The sequence below is a fragment of the Sulfurospirillum sp. MES genome, from assembly GCF_000789415.1.
In the GTDB taxonomy this organism is placed as follows: Bacteria; Campylobacterota; Campylobacteria; order Campylobacterales; family Sulfurospirillaceae; genus Sulfurospirillum; species Sulfurospirillum cavolei.
This window is the reverse complement of the sequence record NZ_JSEC01000001.1, coordinates 108,916-125,318: the sequence shown is the minus strand read 5'-3', so window position 1 is coordinate 125,318 and position 16,403 is coordinate 108,916. Positions and strand designations below refer to the sequence as shown.

Sequence of the window (16,403 nt, the reverse complement as noted above, 5' to 3'; positions counted from 1 at the left end):
TCACTCCTACATCATCGCGCTATAGACGATTGCAAACGCAAGGAGAACCAGCATCCCTACGATCATCCATCGTAACATATCGGAAAGATTTCCGCTTTGAATCTTTCTCGCCTCTTGACCGCTTGCATAAATGCATTTAGCGATGATATCTACCGTAAAATCCACCACTTTCATATCGATTTTTTGCCATACGAATTTGGAGAGCACCGTAAACGGTCGCATAATATAGTATTCGTATACCTTAGGAATATAGTATTGATTGCTTAATAATCGATAGCACGCCTTCTCTTCCAACGATTTGGAAAAACCGCCCCGTTTGTATTTGTACACGGCAAAACCGATACCGCTTAGCGCGATTCCCAGCGTTGCGGCAATTAAAAGATACTCGGTTGCGTGCGGAATATGAATATGGTATTCGCTAACCAAGCGGGTAACGAACGCTTCAAACATCGGTTCAAAAAAGCCCGCGACGATTGCCAATAAACCTAAGGGTAAAAGGGCGTAAATGACGAAAGGTTGCGCATCGTGAGGATGAATGCCGTATTTGACATGTTCTTTTTCGCCGAAGAAGACCAACATAACCAAACGAAAGCTGTAAAACGCCGTTAAGCCCGCACCGATGAACAAAGCGAGCCATAAACCGTACGCCCCTTCGTTAAACGCGACTTCCAAAATTTTATCTTTAGAGAAAAATCCCGCAAACGGATAAATACCCGCCAAAGCGACGGAAGCAATGCTCATCAAAATTGCGGTGGCTTTCATGGAACCGTAAAGCCCTCCCATCTTTTTGATGTTCAGCTCGTCGTGCATCGCATGCATAACGTTACCTGCACCTAAGAAAAGCAACGATTTAAAAAAGGCATGCGTCATTAAGTGAAACAGTGCGATCCAGTAAGCACCCAAGCCTGCCGCAACGAACATATATCCAAGTTGCGAAAGCGTCGAATAGGCGATAATGCGTTTTAAGTCGTTATTGACCAATGCCATCGAAGCCGCAAAAACGGCAACGAAAGCACCTAAAGAAGCGATAGCAAATCCTACATGTGGGATTAAACTGTACAACTCGCCGGCACGAATCACCAAATAAACGCCCGCAGTAACCATCGTTGCCGCATGGATCAACGCCGAAACGGGTGTCGGACCTTCCATCGCATCCGCAAGCCACGTATGAAGCGGAAACTGTGCCGATTTACCCATCGCACCGATAAATAAGAAAATGCCGATCGTGACGACGATGCTAACGGGAAGTTCCGGTGCAGCGGCAAAAACGTCGTCGTATTGAAACGATCCGACGTTCCAGTAAATCAAGAAAAGACCCATCAACATTCCAAGATCCGCGATTCTGTTCATAATAAACGCTTCGTTTGCCGCCCAAGATGCGGAGTGTTTGTGATACCAAAATCCGATCAACAACCACGAACAAAGTCCCACGCCTTCCCATCCGATAAAAAGTCCGACGAAGTTGTCGCTCATGACCAAAATCATCATCGAGAACACAAATGCGGAAAGGTACGAGAAAAAGCGGTTAAAGCTTTTATCGTGATCCATATAGCCGATGGAGTAAATATGCACAATCGTCGAAACCAGCGTGACGGTTACCATCATAATGACCGAAACCTCATCGACGACGAAACCGAAAGGTATTTCCAAATTGCCCGCGGCAATCCAATCCATCATCGTTACATGTAAAGGTCCGTAGGTATTGACGTCGATGAGCAACACAAACGAGCAAATCATCGAAACGGCAATCAGCAGCGATGCGACGATCCCCGTAAAAAGCATTTTCGGACGTGCCGCAAACACGGCGACGAACAGGGAACTGACAAGCGGCGAGAAGAGCGCCGTATAAAGATAGTTTTCCATGCCTTATCCCTTCATCATTTGTAAACTGTTTAGATCGACCGAACCGTTGCGTTTATACCACAAAATTAAAAGCCCAAGACCGACGGCGACTTCGCTTGCCGCTACGGCGATAATAAAGAAGGCAAACATTTGACCGCTCAAATCGCCGTAAAATTTAGACACGGCGACAAAACCGATATTGACGGCATTGAGCAAAATTTCCGTTGAAAAGAAGAGCATCAAAAGGTTGGTTCGACGCATCACGCCGACAAGCCCGATCGAGAATAAAATACCCGTCAAAACAAGGTAATGCGTTAATCCTATCATCGACTCTCCTTTACGTTTCCAATCTCTTCGTCTTCAATGTTTAAATGTTCGTCCATCTTTTTACTCGCCAAAACGATGCCGGCAATCATCGCCACTAAGAGCATAATCGCCGCCAGTTCGAACGGAATGAGGTATTTTGTAAACAAAACCAATCCGATCATTTGTACGTTACCGACATGCTCTACGATCGGAAAGTTTGCCTGCACGCTCGAAGAAGCAAGCGGTGCGGCCAAAATGACGACCATTAAGGCGGCACTTAACACAAAAAGCGTGTACGCGATTTTTTTGGAACGCATTTTTTCGCTCACGTCCCTCGTGGTATCGAAAAACATCATACCAAACGCATACAACGCCATAATCGCACCCGAATAAACGACGATCTGCACGACACCTAAAAATTCGGCATCCAAGAGAAAAAAGAATCCCGAAATAAAAATCATACCGCCCGCTAACGCACTCATGGCGTAAAGCGCATTTTTACTCATCACCACAATCGTAAACATTGCGATCGTCAGTGCGGCAAAAAGATAAAAAGCTATCACTTCATACATGCTAACCTCAATACGCTAATGGTGTTTGTTTAACGTTTTCGTCGGCATTGGCACTTAACGCGCCGAAGCCTTGAAACTCTTTTTGTTGTTTGGCTTTGAACGTATCCAAAGGCGTTAACATATCTTCTTTCAATCCAAAATGCGCACGTTGTTCACCGGCGTTTTCATACTCCGCTCCGTGAACGATCGCAAGTTCGGGACAAACCTCCGCACAGTAACCGCAAAAGATACAACGCCCAAAATTGATGCTGTATTCGCTCACGACTTTGCGACTTTTTTCATCCACGTGCGTGTCCATACGAATACAATTGGAAATGCAAATCTTTTCGCATAATCCGCACCCGATACAACGCTCGCTCCCGCTTTCAAACAAGCGTAACAAACGATGAATCGCACGGTATCTCGAACCCATTTCGATCTTTTCCAAAGGATACTGTAAGGTATGAATATCAAAACGAATCATCTCTCGCAAAACGATCCAAAGACCGACGAAAAGCTCGCCTTTGAGCGTTCGCTTAACAAAACGTTTGAACGCTTGCCAGCCGTCGTTAGGCGTCGCTTCGGTCTTTAAAAAAATATACGCGGAACCGACATCCCTGCGTTTGAAATCTTTGAGCTCCATCATCGCCTCCTAAAGTAGCGCAAAGCCGGTAATGACAATATTGACGACCGATAAAGGCATCAACACTTTCCAGCATACCCACATCAATTGATCGGGACGTACATGCGGCCATGCGGCTCTAACCCACAAGAACAGAAAAATCCAAAACGAGACCTTAAGAAGCATCATAAGACCGCCGGGGATAAACCAAAACGCATTGTATCCGCCCATAAAAATGATGCTGACTAACACTGAAATCGTAATCATATTGGCATATTCGCCGATAAAAAAGAGCCCCCAACGCATACCCGAATACTCCGTCGCATATCCGGCGACGATTTCGGCTTCAAACTCGACCGTATCGAAAGGTGCGCGGTTAGTCTCCATAAAACCCGCAATTGCAAATAGCACAAACGCCAACGGTTGCTTCCAAATCAACCAATCGCCGATACCGCCCGTTTGCGCATCGTTAATATCGATCAAGGAGAGCGAACCTATCATCATAATCGGAGCTAAAACGGAGAGTCCGCTGACCACTTCAAACGACAACATTTGCACCACGGCACGCGCCGCACCCAAAAGAGACCATTTATTGGCACTGCTCATACCCGCAAGCAGAGGCCCGTAAATACCGACCGACGCTACGCCCATAACGTAAAGCAACGCAACGTTGATGTCGGAGATAATCGGATGAATCGTGTATCCAAAAAGCGTAAATTCCGGAAAATAAGGAACCGCCGCCATTGCGACGAATGCCGTCGTTGCGGCAATAACCGGAGCAATCATAAAAATCGGCTTGATGGCATTTTGAGGAATAATATCTTCTTTCGTAAACAGTTTAATTCCGTCCGCCGCCAATTGCAATAATCCGTAAGGTCCGACGTGCATCGGTCCCAAACGACGCTGCATAAAGGCCAAGACTTTACGTTCGATAAACGTCGCAAACCCCGCCAATGCCGCGATAACGGCAACGACGATAACGGCTTTTACGACAGTTTCAATGATAACGGCCGTATCAAACATGATGGACTCCTTTGATCGTTACGTCGGCAAATCGATACCCCGTTTTGAAAAACGGCGTCGTATCGATTTTCGTATCAAAACTCGGCAAGTAAGGGATCATTCCGCCGAGTGTTTTATCTTCTTTCACGGCGATCACCAAGCGATCGCCCTCTTTGTTTTCCAGTACGACCGTATCGTTATTTTTTAAATTTTTTGCTTCCAAAAACGCCGCCGAAGCGTACAACGCTCCCGCTTCGTTAAGTTGGTGCGCTTGGTTCGTAAAAGCACTAAATTGGTGTACGGGATTGGCGTTATACACAAAATCGCTTCCCTGACATGTAAGGTTTTCGATCGGCTCGACCTCATCGTGACATGTAAGATCGTGCATCGTTAAAAGATACCCTCTTTGTTCCGTTCCGTCGTTTTCGAAACGATTGGGTAAAGCATCGAATTTTTCGGCTTTAAAGCCCTTTTCGCTCGGTAATAGAGGCGTATAATCAATCGTCCATTCCGCGTCCAGCCCCAAGGCGTTGGCTACGTCGTTCAGACAATATCCGTTAAACGCCAATGCGGCATTGGTCGGAACGACGCGTTTGTTCATCGACGTAAACGTTCCTTCTTGCTGATTTAAAGCGGGCATCGCCAAATCGCCTTTTCCCAAAGCGCTCAACGTGACATCGCCTTGAACGTTGTAGCCGAGCGTAAAGTTACCCTGAGCGTCCTCAAGTTCACATGTCAAGGCAACGCCTAACGTGTTGGTTCGCGAAGGAACGATTAAAACCTCAAACGGCGTCAATCGCTCGATCAGTCCGAGCAGTGCGGCAATATTGTGTGCACGCGGATGCGTGTACAAGTCGGCTCCTGCAATCAAACTGAAACGATCTTTCTTATCCGACAACTTTGTTATCGCCTCGAGAAGGTCGTCTTGCGCTCCGATCATAGCGACCAAAGCGTTGGTATCGACTTCGATCTCTTTTTCGATCGTTTTCGTCACGCTTTTGACGACCTCTTTTTCTTCACCGCTCTCTTCGTCTTTGAGCATCTCTTTGATCTCTTCTTGGACGCTCTCTTGAATTTTTTTCTTTTCTACCGTGTGAAAGGAATTCAAATAGGTTTTCAAGCCCTGCGACATACGCTCTTTATCACCGAAAAGATCGAGTAACAGATACGCGATTGCTTCCTCGGCGCCGATTTTGTGCGTAATACTCAGAAGGTTTTTTGAATAGCCCGCTACGATAGGGTCGAAAATCGGATGAAAATAAAGCCCCGCTCCTTTGTTCATAACGAGCGCGTTGTTCATCGCATAACCGGCGTTGGGACTGTCGGTTTTGATCGCACCGCCGAAACTAACGACGAAATTGCTTGCTTTAACGCTCTCTAAATCTCCGCCGTAGAGGCTTTTTCCCGAAGTGCTAGCATACGCTTTTAAAAAATCTTGATAGGCTTTAGCGTCTTTGTTGACGAGCTTGTATCCGTACTTTTCTTTCAGTTTTTGTAAAATCAACGCTTCTTCGTTGGTAATGTAACTGTCAAAGGCAATCGTATCGACTTTTGTTTTGAGCAACTCGACGACCTTGCGAAATGCCGCTTCGTCTTTACCTTCCGCTTCGTTTTGAAAATCAAATCCGTAGCGTGCCGCCGCATGAAGCGGTGCATAATTGTGTTCGCTGCTCACGCGGTAAATTTTCGGTTTTGCATCGTGAATGCCGGTATGTTTGACGTCGTAATATAAAAGCGAACAATCCGAACTGTGCGGATTTGCCGCAGGGATTTTTTTCAGCTCCCACGCATTGGAAGTGTATTGAAAATCCGTTCCGACCAAAGCGCCCACCGGACAAACAGCCGTACATTCGCCGCACTGCGTACAGTCCAAGCTCTCCGCACCGCTGGCAACGCCGATAATGGATTTTTGCAGTTTGTTCCACATCGCGTATGCGTCTTTTTCGGTTTTATCTTTCCATGCCTTATCGAGTTCCGCTCCGCCTCTTGGCGTCGTTTTCAAAGCCGATTCGCCGATCATATCTTTACAGACGGTCACACAGCGTTCACATACGATGCATAACGAAGCATCGTAATGAATTTTACCCCAGTTTTTAGTCGGTCGATGCGTATCGGCGATACAATGGCGTTGGCTATCGATGCCCATATGCAAAGTATAATTTTGCAATTCACACTCACCGCTTTGATCGCATACGCCGCACTCTAGAGGATGGTTAATATCGTAAATCTCCATGATCGCGCGACGCTCTTTTTCGATCTCTTCGCTGGAGGTCATAATTTGCATACCCTCTTTGGCTCGGGCGTTACAGCTATAGGCTCTTTTGCCGTCGATATCGACCAAGCATAAACGACATGCAAGCGTAGGGGAACATCCCGTCACATAGCATAAAGCGGGAATAAAAATCCCGTTTCGGCGCGCGACACCTAAAACATACTCTCCCTCTTGGGCTTTGCACTCTTTCCCGTCAATCGTAATGACTACTTCGCTCATGGCACTCTCACTTCACTATTTTTGTTACATGGTAAGGATAAGCGTTGTTCGCTTTGGCTAAAGGCAATAAAGCGATGACGCCTTTTAGACGCTCGTCGCGTACGAAAACGCGAGGATACGTTTCGCGCTCGAAAACGACGTGAATCGCCTCGTCGTGTTGAACCTTAGCGGCCGCTTGAAATTGAGAAGAGCCGATTAAAAAACGCTCTTCTTCCGTATCGAGGCACGGACATTCATACACGACGACGCCGTCAAAGCTGGCAATATCTTCCACCTCTTCGACCATCGTCTCTTCCGCAGCGATCCAATCGTATTGCGTTGCCCCCGAAATTTGAAGCTTTATCGGCGTATGGCGAGCGATTAATCCCGCAAAACGTGCGATCTGCTCGGCTCTTGGATGGTAAAAAAGGTCTTCTCCCAAAATCAAAACGCCCTTTGTGACACCGGCGCATAACGTTTCGATCTCTTCGATCTCCTCTTCTCCGATATTGCTCTCGGCACTGACATAACCGTCGTCCAAGGTTGAAAAGTAGGTTCGATAGGCTTCAGAAAGGCTATTCTCGGCTAAAAAGCTTTTGGCAAGCAAGGCCAAAACACCCTCTTCCGAACCGACTTCGTAACGGCTAAAAAACGTGCTTTTCGGGCTTAAAATCGGATCTTCCATCGTAAAAAGATAGATCAATTTTGCACCAGAGTCGACGCACGAAACAATCTCTTGGGCTAAAGCACGATTATGACGCGAAGGCAAAGAGCCGATCAAGAAAATAACGTCGCAATCTTTACATGTCGTCGTAAAACGGGATAAATCGCTTTGACCTAAAGCGCTTAAAAATGCTCTATTCACCGCTTACGACCTTGACTTTTTTAACCACGATCGTCCAATCGGTCTCATTGAATTTCAACGAATTTAAAAGCGTCCAACCCGCTTCCTTAATCACGTCGGCACTCTTTTGTACCGCAGAAAAATCGCCGATTTCAAACATGAAGATAGACACTTCGCCTTCACTCGTTTCATCGATAATTTCGAGCATTCGCCCGTAAAAATCATCTCCTAAATGACGTAAATCGTAACGTTGCATCCTCTCTCCTATCTGTCGATTTCGCCGAAGACGATATTGGCGTTACCGATAATCGCCACCACGTCCGCTAAATACTCTCCTACGAGCATCTCTTGCAAGAGAGCCGTATGAAAAAAGCTCGGCGCGCGAAGTTTTAAACGGTACGGATACGGGTCGCCTTGTGAATTGATATAAAAACCGAGTTCCCCTTTGGGCGATTCGGTCGGTACGTACACTTCTCCTACCGGCGGTCTCATACCTTGCGTTACCAAAACGAAATGTTGCATTAACGAATAATTTTGCGTCATAATCTGCTCTTTGGGAGCCGAAACGTACTGCGGCGCATGCGCGATAATTTCCGGTGCGGTTTCGTCGTACATCGGCATCAATTGTTTTAAGATGCGGATACTTTGACGCATCTCTTCCATATGCAGTTTATACCTTCCGTAACTATCGCATGTCGTACTGACGGGTACGTCGAACTCCACTTCGTCGTACAACTCGTAAGGCTCTTCTTTTCGAATATCCCACGCAATGCCGCTTCCGCGAAGCATCGGACCGGAACAACCCCAACTTTGCGCTTGTTCGGGTGTTACGATACCGACACCCTCCAAACGCATTTTCCAAATACGGTTTTGATCCAGCAAACCTTCGTAATCTTCGATGTCGTACGGTAAACGATTCACGTAGGCGTTGAGTTTTTCAAGCCAGCCCTTAGGCAAATCAAGCGGTACGCCGCCGATACGAACGGACGAATGCGTTAAACGTGCTCCGCAATAGTCCTCAATCAAATCAAGCGCATACTCTCTTTCCCTAAACGCATACAAGAAAATCGTCATCGCTCCGACGTCTAGGGCATGCGTTGCAAGCCAAAACAGATGCGAGGTAATGCGGTTGAGCTCTAACAACAACATACGAATGACTTTTGCACGTCTTGGCACTTCCAAACCGATCAGCGTTTCGACCGCCAACGCAAAGCCGTAGTTATTAGACGTCGCCGCGATGTAATCCATACGGTCCGTCGTCGGTAAAAATTCGTTGTAAATCATATTTTCCGCCATTTTTTCCATACCGCGGTGCAAATAGCCGATGTCGGGAGTGGCTTTGGAGACTTTCTCGCCGTCCAATTCTAAAATCAACCGCAACTGTCCGTGCGCGCTGGGGTGTTGCGGACCAAAGTTGACGATCATATGATTGTCTTCGCGTTCAAACGCAATGTTTTCGAAAAAGGGCTTTAAACGATTAACTTTTTGCATATTTAGGGCCTCTCTTTCACAATTTTACTCTCGCTTTTCTTGAGCGACTTCACGATCGTTACGCCGCCTTCTTCTTGGTAATCATGGAAGGTTTTTTCACGGCTCGGTTCGGCACCGAAAGGCACTTCATGTCCCAAACGCGCAAAGCGATACGTATCGTTTTCGTCCACACGGGCACTATCGCGCTCTTCAGGACCGATAATATCGCGATACTCTTTACCGAAAATCTTATCGATTTCATACCAGCGCGCCGCTTCGTCGCCGTGTAAAGGATAGGTTTTTAAGAGCGGATACCCGAACCAATCGTCCGGCATTAAAAGACGTTTCATGTACGGGTGTCCGTTGATGACGATACCGAACATATCGTACATCTCGCGTTCCGCCCAATCGGCACTTTTATACACGCCGTAAACACTTTGAAGCACCTCTTTTTCGTGAATGAAACATTTGACGCGAAGGCGTTTACGTTTGGAGGTTGAAAGCAGTTGATAAAAAAGTTCGAATTCGTTACTTTTTGCCAACCAATCAATCGCACTGTGTTCGCTCAGAATATTGTAGGCACACTCGTCTTTCAACGTCTGTAAGAGCGCGACATTGTCCCTCGCATCGATATAAACGACCAATTGTCCGCGTTGAATATACGCCTCTTTAATTTCGAATTTCGATTGGAGCACTGCAAGGTCTTGTGCAAAAACTGCGTCGCCCTCTACCGCTTCTTTGGGTATTTGCGGTGCTACGAAATAGCGATCCGAATAGTAAGGTTTTTTTTGTACGTTTTGTTTATCGCTGTACGGTCTCATTACACTAACCTTTTGGGAGCTAATTTGCGTGATGCTTTTTCGGAGCGAATTTTCTTTTGTAACAACATCAACGCATATTGAAGGGTTTCGGGGCGTGGAGCACATCCGGGTAAATAAATATCGACCGGAACGATACGATCGGCACCTTGAACGGTAGCGTACGTATTGAACATACCGCCGGTATTGGCGCAACTGCCCATACTAATAACCCATTTGGGATCGGGCATTTGATCGTACAAACGGCGCATAAACGGCGCGTGTTTTTTGGTCAGTGTTCCGGCAATAATCAAAACGTCCGACTGTCTCGGACTCGCTCTAAAAATCGTTCCGAAACGATCGAAGTCGTAACGGCTTGCACCCGTCGCCATCATTTCGATCGCACAACAGGCAAGTCCGTACGTAAGCGGCCAAAGCGAGTTACTACGACCCCATTGCACCAGTTTGTCAACCGTCGTTAAGGCAACGGGAAGACCTGCTTCTTGAAGGTAATTTATTTTATGCTGTGCCATTCAAGCGCTCCTTTTTTCCATGCATAGACAAATCCGATCGTTAAAATAACGACGAAAAGAATCATTTCGATAAATCCGAACATTCCTAAAACCTTAAAGTCGACCGCCCACGGAAACATAAAAATAATTTCCACGTCAAACAAAATAAAAAGCACGGCAAAAAGGTAAAAATGCGCCGAGATTTTATTGGGTTGTTTGGTGACCTCAGGGCCGCATTCGTAAATCGTCAGTTTCAATTTTTCCGTATCGAGACGTGCCATATTGCGACTGACGCGACGCGCTAAAACCGTAATGCCGTAAAAGACGACCGCACCGAAAACAAAGAGGAAAAACGCTCCGAAATAGGGATGCGCAAAATCCATATGGGTCATACCAAATCCTTCGATAATTTTTCAAAACAACGCTGTTGCCAAACTTACATGTAAGCTTCGCAATAGCACGTTTGACGTGCCTTAACTCATAAAACCGACCGACTTCGTGTCTCCGAAAGCTCCTTTGGTTTCACGATCAATCGAGAGTTTAAAATCTTCATAGGTAAAAAGCGGCTCTTTTTTGATCGCAACGCGCAAAGCCGTATTTTTGAGCACTACGCGAATTTGTCCGCCCGTCAGTGAAAAAGTCGCCAATTTCTCGACATCAAAGCCCTCTTCGTAAGGGGCATTGTCCGGCAAAAGTTTTTTCCATAACAAAACGCGTTGAGCAAAGTCGGGTTTTTCAAACGCGATCTTGTAATCAAAACGCCTTGAAAACGCGGGGTCGATCGTTTCCAAAAGATTGGTCGTTGCAATAAGTAGTCCGTCGAAACGCTCAATCTGCTCTAGAAAAATATTTTGCATTTGATTGTGCATTTTATCGGCACTCGCTCCGCTATCGGTAGAACGCGCGCTTAAAAACTGATCGGCTTCGTTGAGAAGCAACAAAGGTTCGCTTTTCGTTTTTTTACACAACTCTTTATAGGTGTCAAAAATATTGCGTACGTTTTTTTCACTTTCTCCGACGTATTTGGAAAGAATTTTTGAACAATCAAAACTCAAAACTCTCTTTTTCATCGATTTTGCCAAAGAAAGTGCCGTCATGGTTTTACCCGTACCCGGCGGGCCGTATAAAATGACTTTGGCATCGATACCGCTACGTCGCTCTTTGATGCCCCACTCTCGCAACAGTTTTACGACGCTTTTATCGATTTGCTTGAGTAAATTATCGAGCACTTCCTTGGTTTTAGGATGCAAAATCACGTCGTCTAAATTGGTTTTAGGATCGATCAATTCAAAAAGCTCTTGCTCGCCGATGAGCATATCCAGTTTAATTTTCTTGCTTTTCTTTTCTTTATTAGGGTGCATAATTTTTTGCAAAATTTCTTCGGAAATGAAAAAACTTCGCGTTACGCCGCCGAAAGTACTCAGCATCTCGTCGTAATCGATGATCATATTTTCGATAAGTTTGGAACCCTCTTCCAGTAACGAGCGATTTTTGATCTTTTCGTAATCGTCCATACTAATCAAGCTAATCAGCGTATTCATATCGCGCAAACTCTCAAATTCGCCCGCATACTCCTCTTTTAAAAGTGCTAAAAAAATTAACTGTTCTTTGGGGTTTAACTCGTTCTCTTTGAAAATCGACTCGACGATAATGTCGTTTTGCGTTACTTTTAAGCGCTCGCTGATACGGCTTTCCAAAAGTTCCAATTTATTTTTGAGTCGCCCGAGACTCGGAGAACTCTCCGTCGCACCGTGTTTGGTTTGCGTAAACTTTTGATACAGTTCGATTCGGTAAAATTGATCTTTCAAATATTCAAGATGATCGGCATAAGGCGTAACGTCAGGTAACACTACCTCGAGCGTTCCCTCTTCCAACAACTTTAAAAAAGCGGAACTTAACGTAACGCTACTGTTTAGAAGCTCTAAATTCGAAACGTCGACGATCTTTGAGTTTAAAAAACTATTTTGAACGATCCATCCTTGTTCGATTAATTCCTTGACCACGGAAAGATGGTGTAAATGTGCATAGTTTTTATCGCCGAACAGTTTAATCAAAATATCCGAAACAACGATGTCTACGTTACCTATAACGTACTCTTTCGTCATCATTTTTAAGAAATTTAATTCGTCGGGAGAACATTTTAAATGTTCATAAATCTGACACGCTTGTACCTCTTTGTTTTCAAGAAAATCAACCAAATACTGCAATGAATACCCTTTTGAGCCTATGGAAAAAGTGTCGTACTTTTATATAAGGTTTATATAATGACAAGATGATAATAAAATAACCCTTTGACGAGAAAGTTAATTTGGGTGTTTACGTATGAATCCGCCGGCTTCGATTTTCTCTTTTAACACACGTTTTAGGACTTTTCCCGTCGCATTTTTAGGAAGCTCTTCTACGAAATAGATCTGTTTTGGGAGTTTAAAATTTGCCAAATGCGTTTTCAAATAAGCACGTAATTCATTCTCTTTTAAGCTTATACCGTCTTTAGGCTGAATAAAAGCAATGACCTCTTCGTCTTTGGTTTCATCTTTCAGTCCGATAACCGCGACGGCATCCACGCCTTCAAATTTGTAAATTAATTCTTCGATTTCTCTTGGATAAATATTGATTCCTTTGGAGATAATCAAATCTTTTTTACGATCGACGATGTAAATAAATCCGTCATCGTCCTTTTTACCCAAATCACCCGTTAAAAGCCATCCGTTCATAATCGTTTCGTCGGTGGCGTCGGGATGATTCAAGTAGCCTTGCATAACGCAATCGCCTTTGACCATAATCTCGCCGACCGTGCCGTTTTTCACTTCTAAGCGCTCTTCGTTGACGATTTTTACATCATAACTCGGAAGCGGCAAACCGACTGAAAGCGGCTTTTGACGATCCAAACGATTGACACACACCGCAGGCGAGCACTCGCTGAGTCCGTAACCCTCCAAAAGTTTTGCTTTTTTAAATTTAGCGTTAAACTCGTTGAGCGACTGTTCGCTTAACGGGGCACTTCCCGAGATAAAAATACGTACTTTATTAAACCACATAAAATACCACGGAATTTTTGCCTTTAAAAGCGCGTTGTAAAGGGTAGGTACGCCTAAGAAAATGGTCACTTGTTTGAGCAAGGTTTGTTTTAAAACTTTAGCAAACGGAAAAACGGAGCGGACGATCACGATCGAAGAACATGTATACATCGGCAAAAGAACCATGATGGAAAGCGTAAATGAGTGAAACATCGGTAAAAAGACGATAAAACGATCTTTATCGGTAATCTGAAACGACTCCGCTCCGCCGATCGCGTTGGAGAAAATATTGCGGTACGAGAGTTGTGCACCTTTGGGTTTTCCCGTTGTGCCCGAAGTATAGACGATACACGCGATATTGTCCAAAACGGGTCGCTTGGAAAAACGCTCCAATGCTTCCAAAGAGCTATCGATTTCCGCAAAGCTGTAATTACGCTCGTCCAAACCGTCGTTTTTATCGGTCCAAACGATTTTCTGGATCTTCGTCGTATCCAAAAGGGTTTGCGTCTCTTTGGCATACGCCGAAGAACACACCAGCATTTTCGCACCGCAATCGTTTAAGATGTACTCGAACTCTTCTTTTTTCAAAAATGTGTTGAGCGGAACGGCGATCGCACCGATTTTGGTAATCGCAAAGAGTGCGATGAGAAAATCCTCAGAGTTGCCGACGATCATGGCAACTCTGTCTTGGTGCTGAATACCGCTAAATTCTAAAAAGCGCGAAAACGTATCGATGCTTTGTTTGAGCTTCAGGTACGAAATTTTGTGATCTTCGATAAAAATAGCCGTTTTTTTAGGCGCATTTTTTGCATTCGCTTCGATAATCTCGTAAAAATTTTGATACGTATACTGTAACATCGCTAAAACTTATACTTAAACGATGCCGTTAAAAGATGTGCGGAAGAATCGGTAAACGTTCCGTTGACCGTACCGTTTGAAACCGTTCTTTCTTCTTTATCGTCATACAAATAGGCCAAACCGACACTTGTTTTTTCATTGACTTTGTATTCAAAACCGATCGAATAGAGCTTGGCATCGGAATCTGGAAGTTCAAATCCTAAAGTCGAATCGGGCGTCGGGCTTTTATCGATCGCAAAACCGAGCATCATTTTAAGATTATCGGTGCATTGATGCGTCACGCCGATACGATACGCATTGGCGTCTTTCCAATTTTTAGGCTTTGCCGTACCGAAAACCGCGTTGGTAATACTATCGCCGTAATCAAAATCCAACTCTTTATAGCTTGACCAATACGTTCGCTCAAAGACAAACTCGACCGTCGTTTTTGCATACGTATACGCCGTTGCCAACGCAAGCGATGCGGGAAGCGGAATTTCGACCGAAGCATTCGTACTAAAAGGAATGCGTGTCGCCATATCCGCAAGGGAATGCGTTAAAAGGTATCGGCTAATGTAACCGCTTGCATCGCCTTTAACCGTTAAGTCGACTTTAGAGCGATACGTTGCGGCAAAAGTGAGATCTTGAATCGGTTTATAACTCAATGCTAAATTGTAACCGAAGTCAATCGAATCTCCCGTTAATTCTTGCGAATATACGGGATTTTGGATTGCTGCAACCTTACCGTCGGTGTAAACACCCCTTAATCCAAAACCGAGTGCAAACTGATCGTTCACTTTATAGCTTGCCGTCGGATTAATTTCGATGACTTTGAGCGTAAACTCTTCGGCACTGCGCATCTGGTAAGCTTCATTCCAACGTTTCGACAACCCTGCCGGTGCCGTGATGGAAAGACCGTAACGCCAATTACCGACGCTTGGGGAGACATAATGCAAGTTAGGCATTAAAAAATTTTCTTCTTTCGAATCGCCGTCCGCATTGCCGCTTGGCGTCGTTGATGCGGCATCATAGTTGACTTGCGGCAAATTAATATAGGTTAATGCAACTTCGCTGTAAGCACCTTGTGCCATAAACGCCATATTAGCGGGGTTATAATAACTCGCATCCGCACCGTTTGCGCTAGCGACGTATGCCGCGCTCAAAGAGACGGAATTGAGTGATTGCTCGGGAATGCGGTATCCGGAAGCAAGAAGGCTCGCCGCACAAAGGCTTAGAGTCGTAGCGATTCGTAAAGAGTGTATCATGCATGTTCCTTAAGAGGTGATTTCATTAGACGATAAAGCATAGCAATTTCGTTTTCCCAAAGCGATTCGTCAATGGTTTCAAGTACCAAAGGTATATCATCCATCCGCGGATCGTTCATGATAAACGCAAAGGGATCGAGTCCCAATTTACCCTTACCGAGACTCTCATGGCGATCGACGCGCGTCCCAAGATCGGGCTTGGAATCGTTGAGATGCATTCCTTTGAGGTACTTAAATCCGACGATTGTATCAAATTTTTCCATCGTTTCGCTATAGCACTCCTCGGTTCGGATATCGTAACCCGACGTAAAAAGATGACATGTATCGATGCAAACCCCGACACGCTCTTTGTCGATCGAATGTTCCATCAAATAGCCCAAGTGTTCCATTTTGTAACCTAGATTGCTACCTTGACCCGCCGTATTTTCTACAACCAGCGTGACGGACTCGCTTTGGCGCAATACGTCGTTCATCGCGGCACTGATGTATTCCAAACAGGCTTCTTCACTGATTTGTTTTAAATGGCTACCGGGATGAAAATTGAGCTTGTCAAGACCCAAAGCTTCGCATCGCTTGACTTCGTCCAAAAACGCCTGCAACGATTTTTCACGCGCTTCACGTTCAGGATGGCCGAGATTGATTAAATAGCTATCGTGAGGCAAGACGTATTTGGGTAAAATCTCCGCCTTGTCCAATTCGTTTTTAAACCGCAAAATCTCTTCTTTTGATAAGGCTTTACCTTCCCATTGGCGTTGATTTTTCGTAAAAAGGGCAAAGGCTTTCGCATGGATCGCTTTGGCGTTAATCGGTGCGTTAAAAACCCCGCCGCTGGCACTGACATGTGCGCCGACGTATTTCATTGAAATTC

At 45.2% G+C, this 16,403-nt stretch carries 16 protein-coding genes; all 16 read right to left on the bottom strand.

All coding sequences use genetic code 11. The features are described 5' to 3' along the window. Positions 1-6 precede the first annotated feature (6 nt). The 16 genes from nuoL to nfo all read right to left on the bottom strand — a co-directional run bounded on the left by nuoL (position 7) and on the right by nfo (position 16,395). The gene (gene nuoL, locus OA34_RS00665) at positions 7-1,863 is read right to left on the bottom strand and encodes an NADH-quinone oxidoreductase subunit L (protein ID WP_039671909.1); all 1,857 of its coding nucleotides are present in this window, start codon (positions 1,861-1,863) and stop codon (positions 7-9) included. Positions 1,864-1,866: 3 nt separating this feature from the next. After that, positions 1,867-2,169 (bottom strand): NADH-quinone oxidoreductase subunit NuoK, encoded by a 303-nt coding sequence (gene nuoK, locus OA34_RS00660; protein ID WP_039671907.1) that lies wholly within the window; start codon positions 2,167-2,169, stop codon positions 1,867-1,869. Next, the gene (locus OA34_RS00655) at positions 2,166-2,720 is read right to left on the bottom strand and encodes an NADH-quinone oxidoreductase subunit J (protein WP_039671906.1); all 555 of its coding nucleotides are present in this window, start codon (positions 2,718-2,720) and stop codon (positions 2,166-2,168) included. Before OA34_RS00655 ends, nuoK begins: the two co-directional genes overlap by 4 nt. Before the next feature lie 7 nt (positions 2,721-2,727). Further along, the gene (nuoI, locus tag OA34_RS00650) at positions 2,728-3,342 is read right to left on the bottom strand and encodes an NADH-quinone oxidoreductase subunit NuoI (RefSeq protein ID WP_039671905.1); all 615 of its coding nucleotides are present in this window, start codon (positions 3,340-3,342) and stop codon (positions 2,728-2,730) included. Between the two features lie 9 nt (positions 3,343-3,351). Then, positions 3,352-4,344: an NADH-quinone oxidoreductase subunit NuoH gene (gene nuoH / locus OA34_RS00645; protein WP_039671904.1), complete on the bottom strand. Its 993-nt coding sequence runs from the start codon at positions 4,342-4,344 to the stop codon at positions 3,352-3,354. Further along, positions 4,337-6,814 carry an NADH-quinone oxidoreductase subunit G gene (locus OA34_RS00640; protein ID WP_039671903.1) on the bottom strand — a complete coding sequence of 826 codons (2,478 nt, stop codon included), beginning with the start codon at positions 6,812-6,814 and terminating at the stop codon, positions 4,337-4,339. Before OA34_RS00640 ends, nuoH begins: the two co-directional genes overlap by 8 nt. Before the next feature lie 7 nt (positions 6,815-6,821). After that, a complete protein-coding gene (locus OA34_RS00635) occupies positions 6,822-7,658 on the bottom strand; it encodes a hypothetical protein (protein ID WP_039671902.1) in 837 nt (278 codons plus the stop codon). Beyond that, the gene (locus OA34_RS00630) at positions 7,651-7,893 is read right to left on the bottom strand and encodes an NADH-ubiquinone oxidoreductase subunit E family protein (protein WP_039671901.1); all 243 of its coding nucleotides are present in this window, start codon (positions 7,891-7,893) and stop codon (positions 7,651-7,653) included. Before OA34_RS00630 ends, OA34_RS00635 begins: the two co-directional genes overlap by 8 nt. Positions 7,894-7,901: 8 nt before the next feature. Beyond that, entirely contained in the window at positions 7,902-9,128 is a 1,227-nt protein-coding gene (nuoD, locus tag OA34_RS00625) for an NADH dehydrogenase (quinone) subunit D (RefSeq protein ID WP_039671900.1), read from the bottom strand. Positions 9,129-9,130: 2 nt separating this feature from the next. Beyond that, positions 9,131-9,928 carry an NADH-quinone oxidoreductase subunit C gene (locus tag OA34_RS00620; protein WP_039671899.1) on the bottom strand — a complete coding sequence of 266 codons (798 nt, stop codon included), beginning with the start codon at positions 9,926-9,928 and terminating at the stop codon, positions 9,131-9,133. Then, positions 9,928-10,437, bottom strand: a complete 510-nt coding sequence (locus OA34_RS00615; RefSeq protein ID WP_039671898.1) for a NuoB/complex I 20 kDa subunit family protein — start codon at positions 10,435-10,437, stop codon at positions 9,928-9,930. The genes OA34_RS00620 and OA34_RS00615 overlap by 1 nt, the downstream gene beginning before the upstream one ends. After that, complete coding sequence (locus tag OA34_RS00610; RefSeq protein ID WP_039671896.1) at positions 10,419-10,808, bottom strand: NAD(P)H-quinone oxidoreductase subunit 3; 390 nt, start codon at positions 10,806-10,808, stop codon at positions 10,419-10,421. Before OA34_RS00610 ends, OA34_RS00615 begins: the two co-directional genes overlap by 19 nt. 81 nt (positions 10,809-10,889) lie before the next feature. Continuing rightward, positions 10,890-12,623 carry an ATP-binding protein gene (locus tag OA34_RS00605; protein ID WP_039671895.1) on the bottom strand — a complete coding sequence of 578 codons (1,734 nt, stop codon included), beginning with the start codon at positions 12,621-12,623 and terminating at the stop codon, positions 10,890-10,892. A gap of 96 nt (positions 12,624-12,719) precedes the next feature. Further along, the gene (locus OA34_RS00600; RefSeq protein WP_039671894.1) at positions 12,720-14,291 is read right to left on the bottom strand and encodes a fatty acid--CoA ligase; all 1,572 of its coding nucleotides are present in this window, start codon (positions 14,289-14,291) and stop codon (positions 12,720-12,722) included. A 2-nt stretch (positions 14,292-14,293) separates the two neighbouring features. Then, positions 14,294-15,535 (bottom strand): OmpP1/FadL family transporter, encoded by a 1,242-nt coding sequence (locus tag OA34_RS00595; RefSeq protein ID WP_039671893.1) that lies wholly within the window; start codon positions 15,533-15,535, stop codon positions 14,294-14,296. Further along, positions 15,532-16,395, bottom strand: a complete 864-nt coding sequence (nfo, locus tag OA34_RS00590; protein ID WP_039671892.1) for a deoxyribonuclease IV — start codon at positions 16,393-16,395, stop codon at positions 15,532-15,534. The genes OA34_RS00595 and nfo overlap by 4 nt, the downstream gene beginning before the upstream one ends. Between the last annotated feature and the right edge of the window lie 8 nt (positions 16,396-16,403).

Bases quoted from the DNA above. Each gene is read 5' to 3' on its own strand.
- OA34_RS00600 (WP_039671894.1), bottom strand. From the start codon at position 14,291: ATGTTACAGTATACGTATCAAAATTTTTACGAGATTATCGAAGCGAAT.
- OA34_RS00630 (WP_039671901.1), bottom strand. From the start codon at position 7,893: ATGCAACGTTACGATTTACGTCATTTAGGAGATGATTTTTACGGGCGA.
- nuoI (WP_039671905.1), bottom strand. From the start codon at position 3,342: ATGGAGCTCAAAGATTTCAAACGCAGGGATGTCGGTTCCGCGTATATT.
- nuoK (WP_039671907.1), bottom strand. From the start codon at position 2,169: ATGATAGGATTAACGCATTACCTTGTTTTGACGGGTATTTTATTCTCG.
- OA34_RS00615 (WP_039671898.1), bottom strand. From the start codon at position 10,437: ATGGCACAGCATAAAATAAATTACCTTCAAGAAGCAGGTCTTCCCGTT.
- OA34_RS00620 (WP_039671899.1), bottom strand. From the start codon at position 9,928: ATGAGACCGTACAGCGATAAACAAAACGTACAAAAAAAACCTTACTAT.
- OA34_RS00640 (WP_039671903.1), bottom strand. From the start codon at position 6,814: ATGAGCGAAGTAGTCATTACGATTGACGGGAAAGAGTGCAAAGCCCAA.
- nuoH (WP_039671904.1), bottom strand. From the start codon at position 4,344: ATGTTTGATACGGCCGTTATCATTGAAACTGTCGTAAAAGCCGTTATC.
- OA34_RS00610 (WP_039671896.1), bottom strand. From the start codon at position 10,808: ATGACCCATATGGATTTTGCGCATCCCTATTTCGGAGCGTTTTTCCTC.
- nfo (WP_039671892.1), bottom strand. From the start codon at position 16,395: ATGAAATACGTCGGCGCACATGTCAGTGCCAGCGGCGGGGTTTTTAAC.
- nuoL (WP_039671909.1), bottom strand. From the start codon at position 1,863: ATGGAAAACTATCTTTATACGGCGCTCTTCTCGCCGCTTGTCAGTTCC.
- nuoD (WP_039671900.1), bottom strand. From the start codon at position 9,128: ATGCAAAAAGTTAATCGTTTAAAGCCCTTTTTCGAAAACATTGCGTTT.
- OA34_RS00655 (WP_039671906.1), bottom strand. From the start codon at position 2,720: ATGTATGAAGTGATAGCTTTTTATCTTTTTGCCGCACTGACGATCGCA.
- OA34_RS00595 (WP_039671893.1), bottom strand. From the start codon at position 15,535: ATGATACACTCTTTACGAATCGCTACGACTCTAAGCCTTTGTGCGGCG.